15 protein-coding genes and 1 pseudogene are annotated in these 19,028 nt (G+C 72.7%); 6 read left to right on the forward strand and 10 right to left on the reverse strand.

Translation table 11 applies throughout. The features are described from left to right. The 3 genes from AS594_RS24550 to AS594_RS24560 form a co-directional block, all read right to left on the reverse strand. On the reverse strand, nt 1–915 hold the full coding sequence (locus tag AS594_RS24550; RefSeq protein ID WP_069929037.1) for a metal-dependent hydrolase: 915 nt from the start codon (nt 913–915) through the stop codon (nt 1–3). A gap of 167 nt (nt 916–1,082) precedes the next feature. After that, entirely contained in the window at nt 1,083–3,038 is a 1,956-nt protein-coding gene (locus AS594_RS24555; protein ID WP_069935373.1) for a hypothetical protein, read from the reverse strand. Between the two features lie 156 nt (nt 3,039–3,194). Then, nucleotides 3,195–6,317 (reverse strand): alpha-N-acetylglucosaminidase, encoded by a 3,123-nt coding sequence (locus AS594_RS24560; RefSeq protein ID WP_069935374.1) that lies wholly within the window; start codon nt 6,315–6,317, stop codon nt 3,195–3,197. 222 nt (nt 6,318–6,539) lie between these two features. On the opposite strand from AS594_RS24560, the gene AS594_RS24565 reads away from it, so the two are divergent. Next, complete coding sequence (locus AS594_RS24565) at nt 6,540–6,992, forward strand: hypothetical protein (protein WP_069935375.1); 453 nt, start codon at nt 6,540–6,542, stop codon at nt 6,990–6,992. Nucleotides 6,993–7,041: 49 nt separating this feature from the next. Here AS594_RS24565 and AS594_RS24570 read toward each other — a convergent pair whose 3' ends face one another. From AS594_RS24570 to AS594_RS24580, 3 genes and pseudogenes are all read right to left on the reverse strand, one after another. Further along, nucleotides 7,042–8,640 carry a DUF1996 domain-containing protein gene (locus tag AS594_RS24570; protein WP_069935376.1) on the reverse strand — a complete coding sequence of 533 codons (1,599 nt, stop codon included), beginning with the start codon at nt 8,638–8,640 and terminating at the stop codon, nt 7,042–7,044. Nucleotides 8,641–8,804: 164 nt separating this feature from the next. Beyond that, nucleotides 8,805–8,933: pseudogene (locus AS594_RS24575) on the reverse strand (VOC family protein); the annotation flags it as partial. A gap of 47 nt (nt 8,934–8,980) precedes the next feature. After that, nucleotides 8,981–9,478: a carboxymuconolactone decarboxylase family protein gene (locus tag AS594_RS24580; protein WP_069930756.1), complete on the reverse strand. Its 498-nt coding sequence runs from the start codon at nt 9,476–9,478 to the stop codon at nt 8,981–8,983. A 132-nt stretch (nt 9,479–9,610) separates the two neighbouring features. On the opposite strand from AS594_RS24580, the gene AS594_RS24585 reads away from it, so the two are divergent. Beyond that, the gene (locus AS594_RS24585; protein ID WP_069929042.1) at nt 9,611–10,069 is read left to right on the forward strand and encodes a MarR family winged helix-turn-helix transcriptional regulator; all 459 of its coding nucleotides are present in this window, start codon (nt 9,611–9,613) and stop codon (nt 10,067–10,069) included. Between the two features lie 13 nt (nt 10,070–10,082). Here AS594_RS24585 and AS594_RS24590 read toward each other — a convergent pair whose 3' ends face one another. Next, entirely contained in the window at nt 10,083–10,766 is a 684-nt protein-coding gene (locus AS594_RS24590) for a LuxR C-terminal-related transcriptional regulator (protein WP_069929043.1), read from the reverse strand. Continuing rightward, nucleotides 10,751–12,016, reverse strand: coding sequence for a sensor histidine kinase (locus AS594_RS24595; RefSeq protein ID WP_069930757.1), 1,266 nt, complete (start codon nt 12,014–12,016; stop codon nt 10,751–10,753). Before AS594_RS24595 ends, AS594_RS24590 begins: the two co-directional genes overlap by 16 nt. A 208-nt stretch (nt 12,017–12,224) precedes the next feature. Here AS594_RS24595 and AS594_RS24600 point away from each other — a divergent pair, with 208 nt between their 5' ends. The 3 genes from AS594_RS24600 (at nt 12,225) to AS594_RS24610 (ending at nt 15,811) form a co-directional block, all read left to right on the forward strand. Beyond that, nucleotides 12,225–12,878: a hypothetical protein gene (locus AS594_RS24600; RefSeq protein ID WP_069935981.1), complete on the forward strand. Its 654-nt coding sequence runs from the start codon at nt 12,225–12,227 to the stop codon at nt 12,876–12,878. A gap of 79 nt (nt 12,879–12,957) precedes the next feature. Beyond that, a complete protein-coding gene (locus AS594_RS24605) occupies nt 12,958–14,403 on the forward strand; it encodes a PepSY-associated TM helix domain-containing protein (RefSeq protein ID WP_069929044.1) in 1,446 nt (481 codons plus the stop codon). A gap of 310 nt (nt 14,404–14,713) precedes the next feature. Next, nucleotides 14,714–15,811, forward strand: a complete 1,098-nt coding sequence (locus AS594_RS24610) for a mechanosensitive ion channel family protein (RefSeq protein ID WP_069930759.1) — start codon at nt 14,714–14,716, stop codon at nt 15,809–15,811. Nucleotides 15,812–15,824: 13 nt separating this feature from the next. Here the strand turns inward: AS594_RS24610 and AS594_RS24615 are convergent, their stop codons facing one another. Both AS594_RS24615 and glnII read right to left on the reverse strand, forming a co-directional pair. Further along, nucleotides 15,825–16,403, reverse strand: a complete 579-nt coding sequence (locus AS594_RS24615) for a winged helix-turn-helix domain-containing protein (RefSeq protein WP_069929045.1) — start codon at nt 16,401–16,403, stop codon at nt 15,825–15,827. Between the two features lie 294 nt (nt 16,404–16,697). Next, nucleotides 16,698–17,717 (reverse strand): glutamine synthetase, encoded by a 1,020-nt coding sequence (gene glnII, locus AS594_RS24620; RefSeq protein WP_069935377.1) that lies wholly within the window; start codon nt 17,715–17,717, stop codon nt 16,698–16,700. Between the two features lie 351 nt (nt 17,718–18,068). Here glnII and AS594_RS24625 point away from each other — a divergent pair, with 351 nt between their 5' ends. After that, nucleotides 18,069–18,968 carry a Gfo/Idh/MocA family protein gene (locus AS594_RS24625; RefSeq protein ID WP_069933807.1) on the forward strand — a complete coding sequence of 300 codons (900 nt, stop codon included), beginning with the start codon at nt 18,069–18,071 and terminating at the stop codon, nt 18,966–18,968. Nucleotides 18,969–19,028 lie beyond the last annotated feature (60 nt).

A 19,028-nucleotide genomic window follows, 5' to 3' on the forward strand; every position in this document is an offset into this window, starting at 1 on the left:
TCAGGCACCTCCGGTGGTGGCGGTCCGGCCGGTGGCGGCAGGGGAGTTCGCTAGGTAGGCCAGGGCCTGGGCCGTGCTGGCTTCCTGGGAGGGGTGGTACGTACGGCTGAGGTAGCGGGGGACGGAGCGGACGATGTCCCCGGTCGCGGGCAGCACGCCCTGCCGGCCGCGCCGTACGAGGTCGGTGAGGGTGGCCCTGCCTTCGAGGAGGGTCGGGTCGTTCTCCATGAAGAAACGCGTACCGCGCTGCCAGAGGAAGACCAGCGCGGTGAAGGCGGTCGCCCAGGTCCGCACGCGGCGCCGGTAGCCGCCGTCGACGTGCATGAAGAGTTCGAAGGCGACGGACCGGTGCTCGACCTCCTCCGCGCCGTGCCAGCGCAGCAGATCGAGCATCGTGGGGTCGGCGCCGCGCCGGTCCAGCTCGTCCGCGTTGAGCACCCAGTCACCGAGGAACGCGGTGTAGTGCTCGATGGCGGCGATGATCGCGACCCGCTCCATCAGCCACCACCTGCGGGCCCTGCCGGGCGGCAGGGTGCGGTCGCCGAGGAGTTTCTCGAAGAGCCAGTCGACCTGCGCGGTGTACGGCGTCGGGTCGAGCCCGAGCTCCTTCAGGTGCGGGAGTACATCGTCGTGGGCCTGGGAGTGCATGGCTTCCTGGCCGATGAAGCCGATGACGTCCTCGCGCAGGCGGTCGTCGCGGATGTACGGCAGCACCTGCTTGTAGACGTGCACGAACCAGCGCTCGCCCGCCGGGAGCAGCAGGTGCAGCACGTTGATGGTGTGCGTGGTGAACGGGTCGCCCGGGACCCAGTGGAGAGGCGTGCCGTCCCACTCGAAGGAGACGTCGCGGGCCTTGAGCGGCGTCCGCTCGGACGCGATCGCGGCCGGTGCGGGACCCTGCTGCGTATTAGACATGGCGTCAATGTACTGACGGGTACGACCTTGGCAACAGGGTCGTGCGACGGGTTTCTCCGGCGGGCGGTCCGGCGCGTGGGCCGCCCGAGCGCGTCGGCCGTCCGGTCGGTGTCCGGTACCGCCGGGGGTGTCCGTACCGCCGGGTGTCCGGTACCGCCGGGGTCCGCCTACCTCAGCGCTCCCACCCGTTCCCCGCTCACCACCCGTCCCTCCAGGTCCGCCTGTACGCCCGCCTTCGCCGGTACCGCCAGCAGGTTGCCGCGGGCCGTACCCTCCACGCCGCCCGAGGTGGTGACCGACGTGAACTGGCCGCTTCCGGCGGCGAGCACGTACCAGTTCCCGCCCCTCGACTTCCACAGCACCCCGGCCAGCACCCGCGGATCGCGCACCCCGCACGCCGGCGAGTGCTCGGCGCGCGCCGCGATCGCTCCCGGTGCGCCCCGCTTCGCGGACGGCGCCTGGAACTGGGCCAGCACCCGGCTGCCCGTGCCGCGCCACGTCTCGGCGCGGGTGCACAGCCAGACGGCGGTGCCGTTGCCCTCGGGGAGGGGCTGCTGGGCGTACGTCCAGGAGTTCACGGTGCGCACGCCGTGCGAACGCACGGCGGGCAGCAGGCACGCCGTACGGGCCCAGCGCGCCCGCTCCTCCGGTCCGCTCACATCGCGCGGCGCCGACGGCGGGCCCGACGTCAGCCGGGCGGGTGCCAGTTCACCGAGGTCGGTCATCAGGCGCGGGCCCGCGTCGTCCCGCAGTTCGAGCGCGTCCCAGGAACGGCAGTCACGGGCCTGCGCGGGGCTCGTCAGCGGGTCCGTCACCCCGTCCGCCGTGCGCTTCAGCGCCACGGGGGTCCCGGTGGGATCGAGGAGATCCCGTACGGACGCCTCGCGCACCCAGGGAGCGGTGAGGTACCGGACGTTGCCGTCGGTGCGGCCCACCACCAGCGCGTTCGCCGCCGCCGCGTCCGCGCCGTCCACGCGCGCGAAGTCGAGCGCCGCGCCCGCCGCCCCGTCGCGCGGCTCGGCGTACCGGACCACCCGCAGGCCGTCGTACAGCAGCACCACGCGCGCCCGGTCCACATCGCCCGCGAAGAGCATGTGCGGAGAGCCCATCGGCGGGCCCACCGGCGTGGCGGGGGTCGCGGAGGTCTGCACCGACGGGCCGGGCCTGGCCCACACGGCGAGGGCGCGGCGCAGCAGAGCGTTGTCGTCGGTGAGGTTGCCGCGGGCCGGCCAGACGGAGAAGTCGGTACGGGACGACCGCTTCCACACCTCGGCGGCCACCCGGACGGTCTTCGACGGGTCGAGGGCCCGCTCGGCGGCCGGGTTGCGGACGTAGGCCGGCGCGGCGGCGCCGTCCGGCCCCCAGCCCTCGCCCGGCAGGCCGAGCAGCGCCCCGCACACCACCACGGCGGCGGTCGCGGCGAGCGCGGCCTTCGCGTGCTGCCTGCGCCGCATCAGGTCGGTGGGCCGGGCCTGGAGGGAGCACGGGTCGAACTCCCCGGACCCCAGCAGCGCCGCCGCGCTCACCCCGCCCGGCGCCTCGACCCCGTCCGCCTCGGCCAGCGCCGCCTGCGGGTCGGCGGCACCCGCGGCGGCGAGCGTCTGCACCACCTCCGGGTCCTGCATACGCTCGAGGCCGCGCAGTACGTACGCCGCCCGGCCGGGTCCGCTGAGCGCGGAAAGGCGCTGGTCCAGGGCGAGTTCGTCGGCTCCGCCGGAGCGCGGGAACAGCCGCAGCCCCCACACCTGCGGCAGCAGCGGCGGCAGCTGCGCCCGCTTCGGCCAGGCCCGGCGGCGCAGCGGCAGCCCGGCCTCCAGCGCCTGGCGCAGCACCCGCTGGCGGACGTACGCGTAACCCGGATCGGCCGACGCGCCACCGGCGCGGCGCGGCAGGGGGAGGCCGGCGGCGACTCCGGGGGTGCGGCCGCGCGGCAGCGAGCGCTGCGCGAGCGAATGGGCGGTCAGCACGCGCCGGTTGCGGCCGAGCCGCGGCGGCAGCACGAGGTACGCCAGCCGCACGAGCCGCGGATAGTGTTCGACGAGCGCGGCCTCGGCCTGCTCGACATCGATGGGGTCGGTGACAGGGCGGCTGATGACAACATCCTGTGGGCGCACGTTCAGCAAAACGAGCGAATCGTCGGATGGTCACCTCGCGGGCACGCCGTGCGAGTGCGGGTCCGCCTGCGGCGCCGTCCGCTGCCCGCCCCTTCCGGAAACCGGGGGAGGTTCCCCGGCTCCCGGCCCCCAGCCCTCAGATCCCAGTGCCGGCCCCGGCACCGCTCAGGACGTGCCCCACCCGCTGAACTCCACCGTCCCCCGCGCCCCGCTCCCGCCGTGCGCCGCGCTCATGAACATCCCGGCGTCCTGGGCGCCCTCCGCCGCGCCCCGCACCGCGACCGTGGCAACCGTCCGCCACGTCACCCCGTCGTCCGCCGAGTACTCGCCCGTGTACCGGTCAGCGGCCCGCGAGAGCCGCAGCGTCACCGGGGCCCCGACGCCGGTGACGCGCCGGTAGGTGTCGAGCGTGCCGTCGCCGTTCGTGTCGTACGACAGCACCACACCGTTCGCCGGGGTCACCGCGAGGTTGAGGAACCCGGGGGCGCCCGGCGTACCGAGGCTGTCGCGGACCACGAGGCCCGCCCGCGCCCACGCGCCCGTCACCTCCTGCGCGTCCACCCGCACCACGACACCGCCCCCGTCCCGCAGGGCCCCCTGCCGGTAGAGCGCCCCGAACTGCGCGGTGGCCTTCCACAGGTCGTCGCCGCCGCCGTTGATCCCGTACCGGTCCTCCAGCCGCCCGAAGACGGCCCCGTTGTTCGTGTACGTCCGCCAGCCCGCGCCCAGCGGCCCGGCGACGTACAGGCTGCCCCGCTGGACGGAGGTGACCCGTGGCTCGCCCTCGGGACCGTACGACGTGCTCAGCTCGTACGGCAGCGGCGTGAGCGGAGCGGCCGGCGGTCCGGCGGGGGCCTTCGCACGCCACGACGCCGTCCCCGAGCCCGCCGCCGGCACGGACGCCAGCGACTCCGGTCCCTCCGGCCGTGCCTCCACGCCCGCGAGCGCGAAGTCCACACGGCCGGTCGCCCGCAGACCGTTCATGTTGCGGAAGGCGGCGGTGAGCAGCGCGGAGCCGCCGGGCGGCAGGGCGGCCGGGGCGGCGGTGACCGTGACCGCGCCCTGGTAGGGGGCGCGGGCCAGCACGTCGTGGACGCGCCGGGCCGTGCGGTACGCGTCGTTCGGCGGGCGCAGCGGATACGCCGTGCGCCCGCGCGTCCACGCCTCCTCGACGGCGTACCAGTCGAAGGTCTTCGGCGCGCGGTCCGCCGCCAGCGCGTCCTCCAGCTCCTCCAGGTACGCCCGCCACTGGGGCAGGTGGAAGTCGCCGATGAGGCCCTGCCAGTCGCGGTTGGCGTAGTTGGCGAGGCGCCCGCCGTCCGCTGCCGAGCGGCCGGCCCAGGTCGTGATCAGGACGCGTGCCGTCCGCTCCAGCTGCTCCGACTCCGCCGGCGAGGACGCCATGCGCTTCGCGTCCTCCAGCCACGGCCCGAGCAGGAACGCCCGGTGCGACCCCGCCATGTCCTCGCTCAGCCGCATCAGCTTGAGCCACAGCGCGGCGAGCGCGCGGAAGGCGGCCAGGTCACCGCGCCCGTACGCCGACCTGAGCTGCGGCAGCAGCTGCCAGGAGCGGTGGGCGAGTGCCTGGCGGCCCAGGTCGGTGAGGTCGTAGCGGTACGCGTCCGAGCGGCGCAGCGGTTCCCGTACGCCGAGCAGCGCGCCGAACGCCTTGTCGAACTCCGCCGGGTCGAAGGCGGGCCGGTGCGCCGAGTACTCCGTGCCGGAGGACGCGGTCAGCCCGGGGCGGGCCGCGAAGAGCGAGTCGTGCGGGCGGCCGTCGCGGCTGGTGGTGCGGTACGCCGTCTCGCGCAGCACGGCGAACGCGGCGCGCGCGTCCGCGTCCCGGCCCCCGTAGCGCAGGTCGGCGTACCCCTCGAACCACCGTGTCCGGTCCACCGCCTCCCGGCGCCACGCCAGCTCCGAGAACAGCTCCAGTGCCGCCGGGTCCCGCTCGGCGGCCTCCGGCATGTAGGCGGTGCCGACGAGGGCGGACCCCGGCCGGTCGCGCCAGGCCGTGAAACGCTCGGTCCACGCGTGCGTCTTGGCGCCGATCGTCGTCCGGCCGCCGAAGTTGTGGATGGTGCCGAAGGCGTACGGGGCGCCGTCCCAGTCCTTCTCGCGGTCGGTGACGGCGTCGTGGTCGGACAGGCCGTCCACGACGAGCAGGTGCTTCTTGTCGAGCGCGTCGAGCAGTTCGCGGCGCGGGTTCGCCTGCCAGCCGAGGATCACCCAGGTGGCGCCCGGGCGCGAGGCCCGCAGGGCGGTCTCGACGGCGCGGGCGGCCTCCGCCACCGGCACGTCGCCCGCCGAGCCGCCCTCGTGGAGGAGGTCCATCTTGAAGTGCCGCACGGGGCCGAAGAGTTCGTCCTGGTGCCGGTAGAAGGACGACGCCACCTCGCCGAACGAGGTGGTGCGCGGGTCGAGCCAGTCGGGGCGGCGCAGGCCCAGCCAGGTGCCCTGCGGGACGGTGCGGGCGCCGGGGTTGCGGGCGGCGAAGCCGTCGGGGACGGTGCCGAAGTATCCGGGGAGGACCGGTGTCATGCCGAGCTCGCGCATGCGGTCGGTGATCCGCCGGCCCAGAGCGGCGCGTTTCGCGATGAGCTCCGGGGAGAGCGGGCCGCCGTACGCGCTCATGTTCTGGAGCAGCCACCACGGCTGGTGGGACGGCGCGGGCAGCCAGGTCCGGGCCTCGGTGTCGGAGTAGCCGAAGTCCTTGAGGAGGCGGTGGTAGACGGCCTCCTGGCCGGTCGTCACCAGGACCTCGTTGCAGCCGTGCAGGGCGAGTACGTCGATCATCCGCTCCCAGCGCGGCCAGTCGGCGTACGGCGCGGTGTAACCGTCGTGGGTGTCGTTGAACGCGAACCGGTGCGGGACGGTGGCCGAGCGTTCCAGGGGCGCGGCGGGCGCGGGGAGCCGCCGGGGGAGCCCGAGCTGGGTGCCGGACCAGGAGATGTGCGCTCCGCAAACGTACTTGAGGTACCAGTGGACGCCGGTCAGCGCGGCTGCGGGACTCGTGCCGGCGACCTCGATACGGTCGGTGGCGCCGTCGACGCGGAAGCGGTCGGGACCACCGGCGTCGAGGGCGGTGAGGTGGAACTGGCCGGCGTGGTCCGGGAGCAGTCGCTCCAGGGCGGCGCGGGCGGCTGCGGTGGGCTCGGAGGGCGCGATGGGCTCGGTGGCGCGGGGGCGGGATGCGGCCATGGCTGAGGTGTGCCCGCCCACCGCGGCTCCGACGCCAATGGCTCCGGCGGTGCCCAGCAGCGTGCGGCGCGACAGACGGTCGGTCATCGGTGGGCGCTCCTCGGTGGGGACGGCGGGACGGCGCGGAACGGCGGGACGGCACGGCACGGGTCGACACATGCGCGTCGACACGTGCGCGTCGACCGGTGGGCACCTGGACGGCAGGGGCATACCGGGCGCACGTTAATGACGGGGAGGGGGCGCGGCAACGGGGCGTGCGATGTGTTCGTATCCGCCCCACCGTGTGGCCCAACGGGGCACGATGGGCGCATGCGCAACCAACGCCGACGTACAGCAAACGCAGCCTCCGCCATAGCCGTTCTGGCCCTGCTCGCCACGGCCTGCGGCGCGGGCGGTGACGACGAGAAGCCGGTGCCGGAAACGGCGAAGGGCAGCCTGGAGCAGCTCGCCGGGAAGGTGGAGTGCGAGCCGAACATCCAGACGGACGCGAAGGAGCTCCGCCAGGCGAACTGCAAGACCGGCGACGGCCGCTACGTGCTGGCCACCTTCGCGACCGATCGCGGACAGCGCGAGTGGATCAACGAGGCCAAGGACTACGGCGGGTCGTACCTGGTCGGCAGGAAGTGGGTCGCGGTGGGCGACCAGAAGGTGGTCACAGCACTGCGCGGCCGGCTCGGCGGGACGGTGGAGACTTCCTCGCACCACTCCGGGGAGAGCGGCAGTGGGGGGAACGAGGAAAAGCACTCCGGTCACGGGAGCTGACCGCGCAGACGGAGAGGGCGGCCGGTGGGGCGGCCGCCCTCAGGAGGGATCAGGTGCAGCGGCGTCCCTCGTTCACACAGGCCACCACCTTGTTCATCAGCCGGTTGTTGAAGACGTTGATGAAGTCGCCGTGGTCGGTGCCCGGCTTGTGGAGCTGCTCGGGGAACGAGTCGACGGCGAAGCCCGGGCCGGGCGGGACGTCGTACACGATCCGCTGCACGAGCTGCGGGATCGCACGGAATCCGTTCGGGCAGGCACCGTTCTCCTGGGCGAACGCCACGTGGGTGCGGTGATTGGCGCTGTCGGTGTTCTGTCCGTCCCAGCAGCTCTGGAAGTTGAAGGTACGGACGACCTGGCTGCCCTCCGGACAGATCGGGTACTTGTCCTTGAGCTGGCGGTCCTCGAATCCGGTGCAGCTCCACGACGCGTTGGCATTGGCGTCACCGTTGGTGAACGCCTTGGCGTCACCGGTGATGATGCGCAGGAAGCGCGGCATCGCGGTCACCTTGCCGACGGGGCTTCCGACGAATTTCAGCGTGACCTCGGTGGGAGTCTGGATCTCTCCCACGTTGCTGTCCTTGCCTCCGCCGTCGGCATTGGCGTCGTTCTCGTTCTGGCCGTTCTGGAGACGCAGGACGGGCCAGTAGTAGGTCGACTTGTCGCCCTGGTTCTGGCAGGTGGTCTGGCCACGGGCCAGGTCGTCGTCGCTGGCGAAGGCGTCGTTGGCCTGGTTGCCGACGTAGTCGTGCATGTGGTGCGCGCCGTTGCTCACACCCGGGGCGACGATGACGTTGTCCGGGTTGAACTTCCCGTTCTCGTTCGTCCCGCAGTTGGTGGTGAACTCGCCGCGGGAAGCGCCGCGCAGTTTGCGGGGCTGCTGGACGTTCGGCTGTACGGACTGGATGTCGACGAAGTCGGCGGCGTTGGGGCCGTTGCCGGCCTGGCCGCCGTTGCCGTTGTTTCCGTTGTCCTGGCCGCCGTCCTGCTCGCCGTCCGCGTTGCCGTCGCCCTGGTCACCGCCCTGGTCACCGGCCTGGTCGCCGCCTTGGTCGCCGCCTTGGTCGCCGGCCTGGTCGCCGGCTTGGTCGCCGCCCTGGTCACCGTCCTGACCTGCGTTGTCGCCCTGGCCTGCGTCACCCTGTCCGTCTTCGCCGACCCCTCCGTTGTCGTCGGCGCGCAGCGTGCAGGGTGCCAGGCCCTCAAGGCCCTCGGGACGTTCGGCCGCACGGTCGATGGAGATGACGATCCGGCCGATGGAGGCCAGCCGCTTGTCCTTCAGCGGGCCGAGGATGGCGTTCTGCGCGAGATTCGGGTCCTGGGCGATCTGCTCCTTCGAATCGGCGAATCGCTGGTAGGCCTCCGTGATCTGGGAGTCGAGAGCCGCCAGCTCCCGGTCGACTTCCTGGCGTGCCGAATCGGGGATCTCCTGAGGCAGGCCGTTCGCCACCTCCGGACAGTCGATGGTCGACATCTGCTGACCGGCGGCCTTGATCTGACCGGATTGAGCCGGTTCGGGGTCGGACCAGCCTTCACCTGCGGATGCGTAGACATTCACCGCGAGCAGTCCACCCCCGCCCAGGATCAGAGCGGCCGATGCGGCAATCGCCCGGTTCGCCAGCGTGGAACGTTTTCTAGATGCGCGTCGCATGGAACTCCTCTGCTTCGATGCCGGGTGAAGGTAAGGGGGGTCCCGGCAGGGGAGAAGCGCTCCGTCCCATACGGGCGCGGTTCGCGCCCTGTTCAAACCTCCTCAGGATTCGTAGATATCTCCATTGGCAAACACGGACGGACCCCGACGTACGGGATGATCCCTCAGCCGGACCCGGTCGGCGTGCCCACCCGGAGCCGGTTGCCGTCGGGGTCCCGCAGTTCGACCTCGCGCGCCCACGGCTGATCCGCCACCGTCACGCCGAACTCCGCGGCCACGGCGTCCACGTCACGCGGACTTCCTCGTTCATGGTCATGAGGTCATCGTCCTTCCCGCCCCGTCACTCCTCCCAGGCGAACGGCGCGAGCTGCTCGTCGAGGGGTGCGCCGGTCATGCGGTTGGCCAGGGTGGACATCGTGTAGGCGCCGATGCCGAGAACGACCTCCAGCGCGTTCTGCGGGGTGTGGCCGTGGGCGAGGAAGCGCCGCAGGGTGTCGTCGTCGACCGCGCCCGAGGTGGCTATGACGTCCAGCGTGAACCGGCGTACGGCTTCGAGGCGTTCGTCGCTCAGCGGCCCCGCGTCCGGGTCGCGCAGTGACGCGATCAGACCGGCGTCGGCGCCCAGTGCGGTCAGCTTCGCGGTGTGCATCGCGACGCACACGTGACAGCCGTTGCGGGTCGCCATCGTCATGATCACGACCTCGCGGGCCAGGGGGTCGAGGGTCGTCGACTCGAAGATGGCGCTGATCTTCAGGAAACCGTCGAGCAACTGCGGGGAAGTGGCCAGGCGGGCGACGGGGGCCGGCAGGTAGCCGAGGCGCTTGGTGGCCGCCTCCATGGAGCGGCGGGCGGTGGCGGGAGCGGACTCGGCGGTGTGGTCGGGGAACAGCGCGGTGGTCAAGGGGTCTCCTCGCGGGTAAACTCGTCAACGTGATTGACGGAAAGGTAAACGACGTTGACGAGTTTCGCAATGGCTGAGGGGTACGCGCTCCCGCTGCTGCTGTTCGCCGGATTCCGCTCGCTCATCGACGACTTGCACGCCGAACTCGCCGAACAGGGCCACCCCGACGTCCGCCCCGCGTACGGCTTCGCCCTCCAGGCGGTCGGCCGCGACGGTGTGACGCCGGGCGAGCTGGGCCGGCGGCTGGGGGTCTCCAAGCAGGCCGCGGGCAAGACCGTCGACCGCCTCGAGCGGCTCGGCTACGTCGAACGCGCCGACGACCCCGACGACGGCCGGCGCAAGCTGGTCAGGCTCACACCGCGCGGAGTCGACGTACTCGTGCGGTCGGCCGCGATCTTCGACCGGCTGCGGGCGGGCTGGGCCGGGCGTCTCGGCGCGGACCGCGTGGACGAACTCGAGGCGGCGCTGCGGGAGGTGGTCCCGGCGGGCGGCATGCGACTGGACGCCGCCGGCTGGTTCGGGTCCTAGCCCGGCTGTCGCGTCACGGGCGAAGGTGCGACGACGGCCGGCGGATGGTCTGCCCCCGGTCCAGGTACGCCAGTACCGCCAGCACGCGCCGGTTGTCGTCGTCGGAGACCGGCAGACCGAGCTTGGCGAAGATGTTGGACGTGTGCTTGGCCACCGCCCGCTCGGTGACGACGAGCCGGCTCGCGATCGCCGCGTTGGACCTGCCCTGCGCCACCAGCTCCATGACCTCCCGCTCGCGCGGCGTCAGGCCGCCCATCGGCTCGTCCTGGGCGCGGCGCGAGAGGAGCTGGGAGATCACCTGCGGGTCCATCGCCGTGCCGCCGGCCGCCACCCTGCGTACTGCGTCGACGAACTGCTCCGCGTCGAACACCCGGTCCTTGAGCAGGTAACCGATCCCGCCGTTGCCGTCGGCCAGCAGTTCGCGGGCGTACAGCTGCTCCACGTGCTGGGAGAGGACGAGCACCGGCAGGCCCGGCCGCGCCCTGCGGGCCTTCAGCGCGCACTGGAGGCCCTCGTCGGTGTGGGACGGCGGAAGCCGGACGTCGACGACGGCGACGTCCGGCTCCAGCTCGGCCAGGGCGCGGGAGAGTTGGGGCCCGGTCTCCACGGCGGCCAGGATCTCGAAGCCGAAGGCTTCGAGCATCCGGACCAGGCCGTCACGGAGCAGGAAGAGATCTTCGGCTAGGACAACGCGCAAGGGATCTCCATGGTCACCGTGGTGGGACCGCCCGCGGGGCTGCTGACGGCCAGGACACCGTCGAATGTACCGAGCCGGCGTTCGATTCCGCTCAGTCCGGAGCCGGCTGCGAAGGCCGCCCCGCCTTGACCGTTGTCGGTCACGGAGATGCGCAGCATGCCGTCGGTGTGCTGGACGTCGGCATGGATCCGGTCCGCCCCGGAGTGCTTGACGGCGTTCGTGAGGACCTCGCCGACCGCGAAGTACGCCGCCGACTCGACCGGCGCGCCGGCCCGTCCCGCCAGGTTCACCGTCACCTCCGTCTCGACGGGCAGGCGCAGCGCCAACGCCCGTACCGCGTCCCCGAGTCCGCGCTCGGCGAGTACCGGCGGATGGATGCCGCGCACCAGGTCGCGCAGTTCGGTCAGGGCCTCGGCGGAGGACGCGCGGGCCATGGCGAGGAGCTTCTTCGCCTGGGCCGGGTCCTTCTCGACGAGCGCCTCGATGGTGCCGAGGTTCATGCCCATGGCGACCAGCCTGGCCTGTGCGCCGTCGTGCAGGTCCCGCTCGATGCGCCGCAGCTCGGCGGCCGAGGCGTCGACGGCGTCGTGCCGTGTCTCGGTGAGCCGGTCGACGCGCCTGGCCAGCGTCATCTCCCTCGTGGGGCCGAGCAAGGACCTGCTGAGGGCGAAGTGCGCGCGCAGCAGTGCCGGGTTGAAGCGCAGGGACCCGGCGAAGACGGCGAGACCGAAGACGACCGCGAGAAGGGCCGTCCCCTGGCTGTGGACGGCGACAGGGCCGTACCAGTACGCGCCCCCCTCCGTGAACAGCCGCCACAGCCCCGCCGCCAGGACCAGGCTCTCCACCGGATACAGGAACAGCGCGGCGGGCAGCAGCGCGCTGACGCAGCCGGCCGTCATGTCGACCAGGAGCCACAGGAGGTCCCGCCCCGTCGCCGGGTCCTTCAGCATCAGCGCGCACCGCTCGACCTGTCCGACGAAACCCCCGCGCAGGTCGGCGGGCATCGGCCGGTACGGGGACGGGACGGGCACGTCCGACCACTCGGCGGCCAGCAGCCGCCGCCGGCCGGCGTAGCTCCGCAGCAGCGTCAGGACGGCGGGGGTGGCGAACAGGCCGATCCCTACGGGGATCAGCGCGAGGGAGACGACCGTGAACGTGAACAGGACGACCGATGCCGTGACCGCCATGAGCATCAGTGCCAGTCCGCGCACTCCGGCAAGGAACGCGCTGCGTATTCTCGTCACGATCATGGTGTCCAGCCTCTCCCCGACGGCCCGTCCGCCGGGCACGTCCACAGTCTCGCCCGTGCCGCCCGTCAAGGTCATGGGGCCGGGCACCCGGGCCGGGGGTGTACCTGCCACCACCACCACCTCCAGCCGCCCCGCAACACCCGCCGCACAGCAGTGTCCTGCACCTGTGCGTACACACCGGCCGCCGGGATGGCACCATGTGCGGACCATGACGGACATCCGGTCGCCCCTGCGCGCCCTGCGAGCCGCGCTCTTCGCGGCGGTCTGCGTCATCCCGGCCGCCGTGGGGCATTCGTACATGTCCGGGCATGAAGTCCCGGTTTCGGGACTGCTCGCGGCCTTCGCGGTGACGGGCGGCCTCGCCTGGACCGCGGGGCACCGGTGGCACGGTGCGGCCACCGTCGGCGGCGGGCTCCTCGCCGTCCAGGGCATCCTGCACCTCGTCTTCGGTACGGCGCGCGAACCGGGCGCGGGCCACCACCGGATGCCCGTCACGTCGCACCAGCCGGCCATGGACCCCGAGGCGATGGCGGCCGCGGCCGCCCACGGCCAGGGATCGTCGTCGCTCGCGATGACCGCCGCCCACCTCGCCGCCGCGCTCGTCTGCGGCCTGTGGCTGGCGCGCGGCGAGGCGGCCTTCTTCCGTCTCGCGCGCGCCGTCGGCGCCCTGGCGGCCGCTCCGCTGCGGCTGCTGCTCGTCGTCGTACGGGCCCCCGAACTGCCGCAGCCGGCACGCCCCGCGGGGCCCCGCACCACGCGCCGCCACGGCCACGGCGTCGTCCTCGCGCACACCCTGTCGCGGCGCGGGCCGCCGCGGGTGCCGATCACCCGCGCCACGGCCCCCGCCCTTCCCACTGTCTGACCGCGTCCGACGCGTGACCAGGGGGCCGCTTCCCATGCCCCGTGACCGAGGTCACCAGTCGACAACTCCGAGGACAGCCATGGCCATTGACGACCCCGTACAGCCCGCGCGAGCGGAAACCGACTCGGCGTCGCCCGCCGCCGGCGAACGCGCGACCACCTGGAGCGCACTGCGCCCCCTCGTCCTGCGCATGCACTTCTACGCGGGCCTCCTCATAGCCCCGCTCCTGCTGGTCGCCGCCACCAGCGGGCTGCTCTACGCGCTCTCCTTCCAGGCGGAGAAGTTCCTCTACAGCAACGAACTCACAGTCCCGGCAGGCGACCGGACCCTGCCCCTCGGCGACCAGCTCAAGGCCGCCCGCGAGGCCCACCCCGAGGGCACCGTGACCGCCGTCTGGCCCTCCGCCGAGGACGGCGCCACCACCAGGGTCCTGATGACCTCGCCCGAGGTCGAAGAAGGCAAGTCGCTCGCCGTCTTCGTCGATCCGTACACCGCGGAGGTACGGGGCGAGCTGGCCAGTTACGGCGGCTCGGGCGCCCTGCCGCTGCGTACCTGGCTCGACGAGCTCCACCGCGACCTGCACCTCGGAGACCTCGGCCGCCACTACAGCGAACTCGCCGCGAGCTGGCTGTGGGTCGTCGCACTCGGCGGCCTGCTGCTGTGGCTCGGGCGCAGGCGGGCGGCCAGGCGCGAGCTCTTCGTGCCCGACCGCGCGGCGAAGGGCCGCCGCAGGACGCTGTCCTGGCACGGCGCCGCCGGCCTGTGGGTGGTCCTCGCTCTCGTCCTGCTCTCGGCGACCGGCCTCACCTGGTCCCGGTACGCCGGCGAGAACGTCGACGCTGTACAGGAGCAGCTCGGCGGCGCGACCCCGGTGGTCTCCGCAGCACTGACCGAGGGCGGCGGCGCCGGCGGCGACGCGCACGAGGGCCACGGCGGTGGCGGCGGGGGCTCCCACGAGGGCATGGCCGGCACGGACGTCGGCATCGACAACGCCCTCGCCGCCGCCCGCACGGCCGGTGTCGAGGGCAAGCTCGCGGTCACCCTGCCCACCGAGGGCAACGGTTACGTCGTCAAGGAGACCGACACGCAGTTCCCGGTCCACCTGGACTCGGCGGCCGTCGACCCCGCCGACGGCAGGGTCATCGACACACTGCGCTTCGCCGACTACCCGCTGTTCGCCAAACTCACGCGCTTCGGCATCGACGCCCACACGGGCGTCTTCCTCGGCCTCCCCAACCAACTCGCCCTGGCGGCGGTCGCCTTCGTGCTCATCATGCTGATCGTCTGGGGCTACCGCATGTGGTGGCTGCGCCGGCCGACGAAGGAGCGCAGGCTGAGCGCCGGCCGCCCGATGCCGCGCGGAGCCTGGCGGAAGGTGCCGGTCACGGCGCTGCTGCCGCTGGCGGCGCTCACCGCGCTGGTCGGCTGGTTCGTGCCGCTCCTGGGCATCAGCCTGCTGGCGTTCCTGGCGGTGGACCTGCTGCTGGGTCTGGTGGCCAGGGTCCGCGCCCGTACGGCGTCCTGATCCCCGGGAGGCCCGCACGGCCCGGGAGGCCCGTCCCGCCGGGGCGGGCCTCCCGGCTGCCGTACGACTGGTCCGTCCCGCCGGGGCGGGCCTCCCCGCTGCCGTACGACTCGACTGCGGTCACAAGCGCCTGAGTGCCTGTCAGGAGCGCCTGCCCGAGGAGCAGCCGGGTGGGGGCACCGGGGACGGGTCCGGCCGCATGCGGCAGGATGACGACCGCGTCGGACCGCCCCCGTACGCCTTCAGTACGCCGTCGGTACGTCCCGACGCGACCGCGCCGCATCCCTCGGACCACCGGAGAGAATCACTGATGTACCGGGCCCTCACACTGCACGACGTGATCGTCGCCGGAATCGCGGTGGCCGTCGGCGTCACCGCGGGTCTGCTCCTGCGAGCGACCCTGCGCTGGCTGGGCGAACGCGCCAGCCGGACGCGGTGGGGCGGAGACGACGTCATCGTCGACGCCCTGCGGACCCTCGTCCCGTGGGCGGCGGTGGCGGCCGGCGCCGCCGCCGCGGCGGCGGCGCTCCCGCTGACCCCCACGACCGGCCACACCGTCAACGTGGCGCTGACCGCGCTGCTCATCCTGGCCGGCACGCTCACCGCGGCCCGGGTCATCGCGGGCCTCGTGCGGTCCGTGGCGCAGTCCCGGTCCGGAGTCGCCGGCTCGGCCACCATATTCGTCAACATCACGCGCGTCGTGGTGCTGGCCATGGGCTTCCTCGTCGTACTCCAGACCCTGGGCGTCTCCATCGCACCGCTGCTCACGGCGCTCGGCGTGGGCGGTCTGGCGGTGGCGCTGGCGTTGCAGGACACCCTGGCCAATCTCTTCGCGGGCGTGCACATCCTCGCCGCGAAGACCGTCCAGCCCGGCGACTACATCCGCCTCAGCAGCGGTGAGGAGGGCTACGTCGTCGACATCAACTGGCGCAACACCGTGGTGCGCAACCTGTCCAACAACCTGGTGATCATCCCCAACGCCCAGCTCGCCGGCACCAACATGACCAACTTCAGCCAGCCGGAGCAGCAGCTCTCGATCATGGTCCAGGTGGGCGTCGGCTACGACAGCGACCTGGAGCACGTCGAGCGCGTCACGACCGAGGTCGTCGAGGCCGTCATGTCGGAGATCACCGGAGCCGTCCCCGACCACGAACCGGCCGTCCGCTTTCACACGTTCGGGGATTCCAGGATCGGCTTCACGGTGATCCTGGGCGTCGGCGAGTTCAGCGACCAGTACCGGATCAAGCACGAGTTCATCAAGCGCCTGCACCAGCGCTACCGGGCCGAGGGCATCCGCGTCCCCGCCCCCAAGCGGACCGTGACCGTGCAGCAGGGCGAGGCGCAGGAAGAGCCGCCGGTGCCGACGGCGTTCCCGCACCAGCGTGAGGCGAGCGAGCCGGTGCGGTGACGCCGGGCCCCGGTCAGGGCGCGTAGGTGTAACCGACCCGCCGCACCGTCCGGATCGCGGCGCGGTGCTCGGCGCCCAGCTTGCGGCGCAGGCGGGCGACGTGGACATCGACGGTCCTGCCGTCGCCCACATGCCCGTAGCCCCACACCGTGGTGACCAACTGGTCGCGGGTGTGAACCCGGTTGGGGTGCGCCACCAGGTGCGCGAGCAGTTCGAATTCGAGGTACGTCAGGTCCAGGGTCCGCCCGTCCACATCGGCGGTGCGCCGCGCGCCGTCGATCCGCACGGGCCCGTCCGCCGGGGGCTCGCTCTCCCGGACCGGAACGACGGGCGCGGTGGCGGGCTGCTGATCGGCCGGTACGAGGACGAGGTAGCCGATCATCGGCGGCTGCCCCGGCAGCGTGGGCACCGCGTGCTGCGGAGCGGGCAGCCACGTGGCGCCTGGCGGAAGGAAGTCACCCACGTCCAGGGGCCTGCCGGTACGCACCACCTCGTCCCGGTCGACGGCCCGCAGCCGGTGCCGGCCGAGCGGCGCGGGGGACTGTGCGGAGGACTGGACATGGGCGGCGGTGAAGGTACGGGTGTTCGCCATGAGAGGTCAGCTCTTTCGCGCGGAGGAGTCGTCGAGGGACGTACTGCGTCGTGCGCGCTGGACCGAAGACCGGGGAACGGCTTTAGAGGGCCCGCGCGTTCGTCGCGCGACAACACACCCGGTCGAAGTCATGATGCTGACGGGAAGGCCAGAACGGCTCCAGGTCGGTGCGACCCTTCGCGGTGTTCCGGTGGCTGGCCATGGAACCCATTGAATCAGACGGCCGCCCGTGGCGGAACGCGAAGGGGGCGCCCGCCGGACCGGCGGGCGCCCCCAACTGCATGTGGCCCACGGTCAGACCTGGCCGGCCTTCTCCAGGGCGGTGCAGCAGGTGTCGACGATCAGACGCGTGACGACGTACGGGTCGACGTTCGCGTTCGGCCGGCGGTCCTCGATGTAGCCCTTGCGCTCCAGGCCGACCTGCCACGGGATACGGACCGAGGCGCCGCGGTCGGAGACGCCGTAGCTGTACTCGTTCCAGGGGGCGGTCTCGTGCAGGCCGGTGAGGCGGTCGTCGATGCCCGCGCCGTAGTTCTTGACGTGGTCCATCGGCTTCGAGCCCTCGCCCAGCGACTCGCACGCGGTGATGATCGCGTCGTAACCCTCGCGCATCGCCTTCGTGGAGAAGTTGGTGTGCGCGCCCGCGCCGTTCCAGTCGCCCTTGACCGGCTTCGGGTCGAGGGTCGCGGAGACGTTGAAGTCCTCGGCGGTGCGGTAGAGCAGCCAGCGGGCGACCCACAGCTGGTCGGCGACCTCCAGCGGCGCCAGCGGACCGACCTGGAACTCCCACTGGCCCGGCATGACCTCGGCGTTGATGCCGGAGATGCCCAGACCGGCGGCGAGGCAGTGGTCGAGGTGCTTCTCGACGATCTCACGGCCGAAGATCTCGTCGGCGCCGACACCGCAGTAGTAACCGCCCTGCGCGGCCGGGAAGCCGTTGACCGGGAAGCCGAGCGGACGCTGGCCGTCGAAGAAGGTGTACTCCTGCTCGATGCCGAAGATCGGCTCCTGGCCGGAGAACTGCTCGGCGACCGGACGCAGCAGCGCACGCATGTTGGTCTCGTGCGGCGTCATGTCGATGTTGAGGACCTCGCACATGACGAGTACGTCGTCGCCGCCGCGGATCGGGTCCGGGCAGGAGAACACGGGGTTCAGGACGAGGTCGGACGCGTGACCCACGGCCTGGTTCGTGCTGGACCCGTCGAAGCCCCAGACAGGCAGCTCGGCGCCGTCGGCCTGTATCTTCGTCTTCGAGCGAAGCTTGGCGGTCGGCTCGGTGCCGTCGATCCAGATGTACTCGGCCTTGAAGGTCACGGACGCCATCCTTTGCGGGTGCTGCTGCGGTACTGCGGCTGGTGAGGGCAGCTTCGCAAGCGCTGATTTCCCGTCCGTTGCCCGATTGTGAACCCCGTGTTACTCAGGTTTCCTCCGTATCACGCCCGCGCGTCACGACCGTTTTCCGGTCACGAAGGCGAGGACGGCGCCGACGGCATCCAGCGCCTTGCTGGTGGGGCGGAGTCGGGGCGCCCGTTGACGGCCGACTCGGCGAGGTGTGGCCGCCGCCGTGTACGACGATCAGCTCGGCGCCGCCGGGGAGAGGGGGAGTCGCCCGGATCGCCGTCGACGCCCTGCGTGCCCCCCGACGGTCCGGGCACACTGGCGGGCATGACCGAATCATCGACGCGGCCCCGCATCGGACTGCTCGGCACCGGCCCCTGGGCGGCCGGCACCCACGCTCCGGCGCTCGCCGCGCATCCCCGCGCCGGTTTCGCGGGCGTCTGGGGCCGCAGGCCCGAGGCGGCCGCCGCGCTCGCCGCCGCCCACGGCACGACGGCGTACGACGACGTCGACGCCCTCTTCGCGGCGTGCGACGCGGTGGCGATCGCACTGCCGCCGGACGTCCAGGCCCCGCTGGCGGTACGGGCCGCTGCCGCCGGCTGCCACCTGCTGCTGGACAAGCCGCTGGCGACGACGGTGGCCGGGGCACGGGAGGTCGTGGCGGCGGTGGAGAAGGCGGGCGTGTCGTCGGTCGTCTTCTGCACGCTGCGCTTCGCGACGGGCACGACGCCGTGGATCGACGAACAGGCCGCGACGGGCGGCTGGTTCACGGCGCACGCGCGGTGGCTCGGCGCGCTGTACTCGCCCGGCGCGGACAGCCCGTACGCCGCGTCGCCGTGGCGCGGCGAGAAGGGCGCGCTGTGGGACGTCGGACCGCACGCGCTGTCCGTACTCCTGCCGGTCCTCGGCGACGTCACGTCGACGACGGCGACGCGCGGCCCCGGGGACACGGTCCATCTCGTACTGCGCCACACCTCGCAGGCATCGAGCACACTCACGCTGAGCCTGAGCGCCCCGGTGGGCGCGGTGGGCGCGACGGTGGAACTGCGCGGCACGGCGGGGGTGGCCGAACTGCCGGAGTGGGGGGACGGGGTCAGTTCCTTCGCCGCGGCCGTCGACGCGCTGCTCGACTCGGCACGCGACGGAGAGCCGCACCCCTGCGACGCGGCGTTCGGCCTGCGCCTGACGGAGATCCTCGCCGAAGCGGAAAGCCGGCTGCGCGACTGAACACCCAGGGGCGCCGTCGACTCCCCGGCGCGCCGCTGACTGCTCGGCGCGCCGCCGACT

The sequence above is a fragment of the Streptomyces agglomeratus genome (assembly GCF_001746415.1).
Taxonomy (GTDB): domain Bacteria; phylum Actinomycetota; class Actinomycetes; order Streptomycetales; family Streptomycetaceae; genus Streptomyces; species Streptomyces agglomeratus.

What these genes read in the sequence shown, in the direction of transcription:
- AS594_RS24570 (WP_069935376.1), bottom strand. Translation starts at nt 8,640, where the DNA reads ATGCGACGCGCATCTAGAAAACGTTCCACGCTGGCGAACCGGGCGATT.
- AS594_RS24580 (WP_069930756.1), bottom strand. Translation starts at nt 9,478, where the DNA reads ATGGAGGCGGCCACCAAGCGCCTCGGCTACCTGCCGGCCCCCGTCGCC.
- AS594_RS24600 (WP_069935981.1), top strand. Translation starts at nt 12,225, where the DNA reads ATGACGGACATCCGGTCGCCCCTGCGCGCCCTGCGAGCCGCGCTCTTC.
- AS594_RS24550 (WP_069929037.1), bottom strand. Translation starts at nt 915, where the DNA reads ATGTCTAATACGCAGCAGGGTCCCGCACCGGCCGCGATCGCGTCCGAG.
- AS594_RS24585 (WP_069929042.1), top strand. Translation starts at nt 9,611, where the DNA reads ATGGCTGAGGGGTACGCGCTCCCGCTGCTGCTGTTCGCCGGATTCCGC.
- AS594_RS24565 (WP_069935375.1), top strand. Translation starts at nt 6,540, where the DNA reads ATGCGCAACCAACGCCGACGTACAGCAAACGCAGCCTCCGCCATAGCC.
- AS594_RS24625 (WP_069933807.1), top strand. Translation starts at nt 18,069, where the DNA reads ATGACCGAATCATCGACGCGGCCCCGCATCGGACTGCTCGGCACCGGC.
- AS594_RS24610 (WP_069930759.1), top strand. Translation starts at nt 14,714, where the DNA reads ATGTACCGGGCCCTCACACTGCACGACGTGATCGTCGCCGGAATCGCG.
- AS594_RS24615 (WP_069929045.1), bottom strand. Translation starts at nt 16,403, where the DNA reads ATGGCGAACACCCGTACCTTCACCGCCGCCCATGTCCAGTCCTCCGCA.
- AS594_RS24560 (WP_069935374.1), bottom strand. Translation starts at nt 6,317, where the DNA reads ATGACCGACCGTCTGTCGCGCCGCACGCTGCTGGGCACCGCCGGAGCC.
- AS594_RS24605 (WP_069929044.1), top strand. Translation starts at nt 12,958, where the DNA reads ATGGCCATTGACGACCCCGTACAGCCCGCGCGAGCGGAAACCGACTCG.
- AS594_RS24595 (WP_069930757.1), bottom strand. Translation starts at nt 12,016, where the DNA reads ATGATCGTGACGAGAATACGCAGCGCGTTCCTTGCCGGAGTGCGCGGA.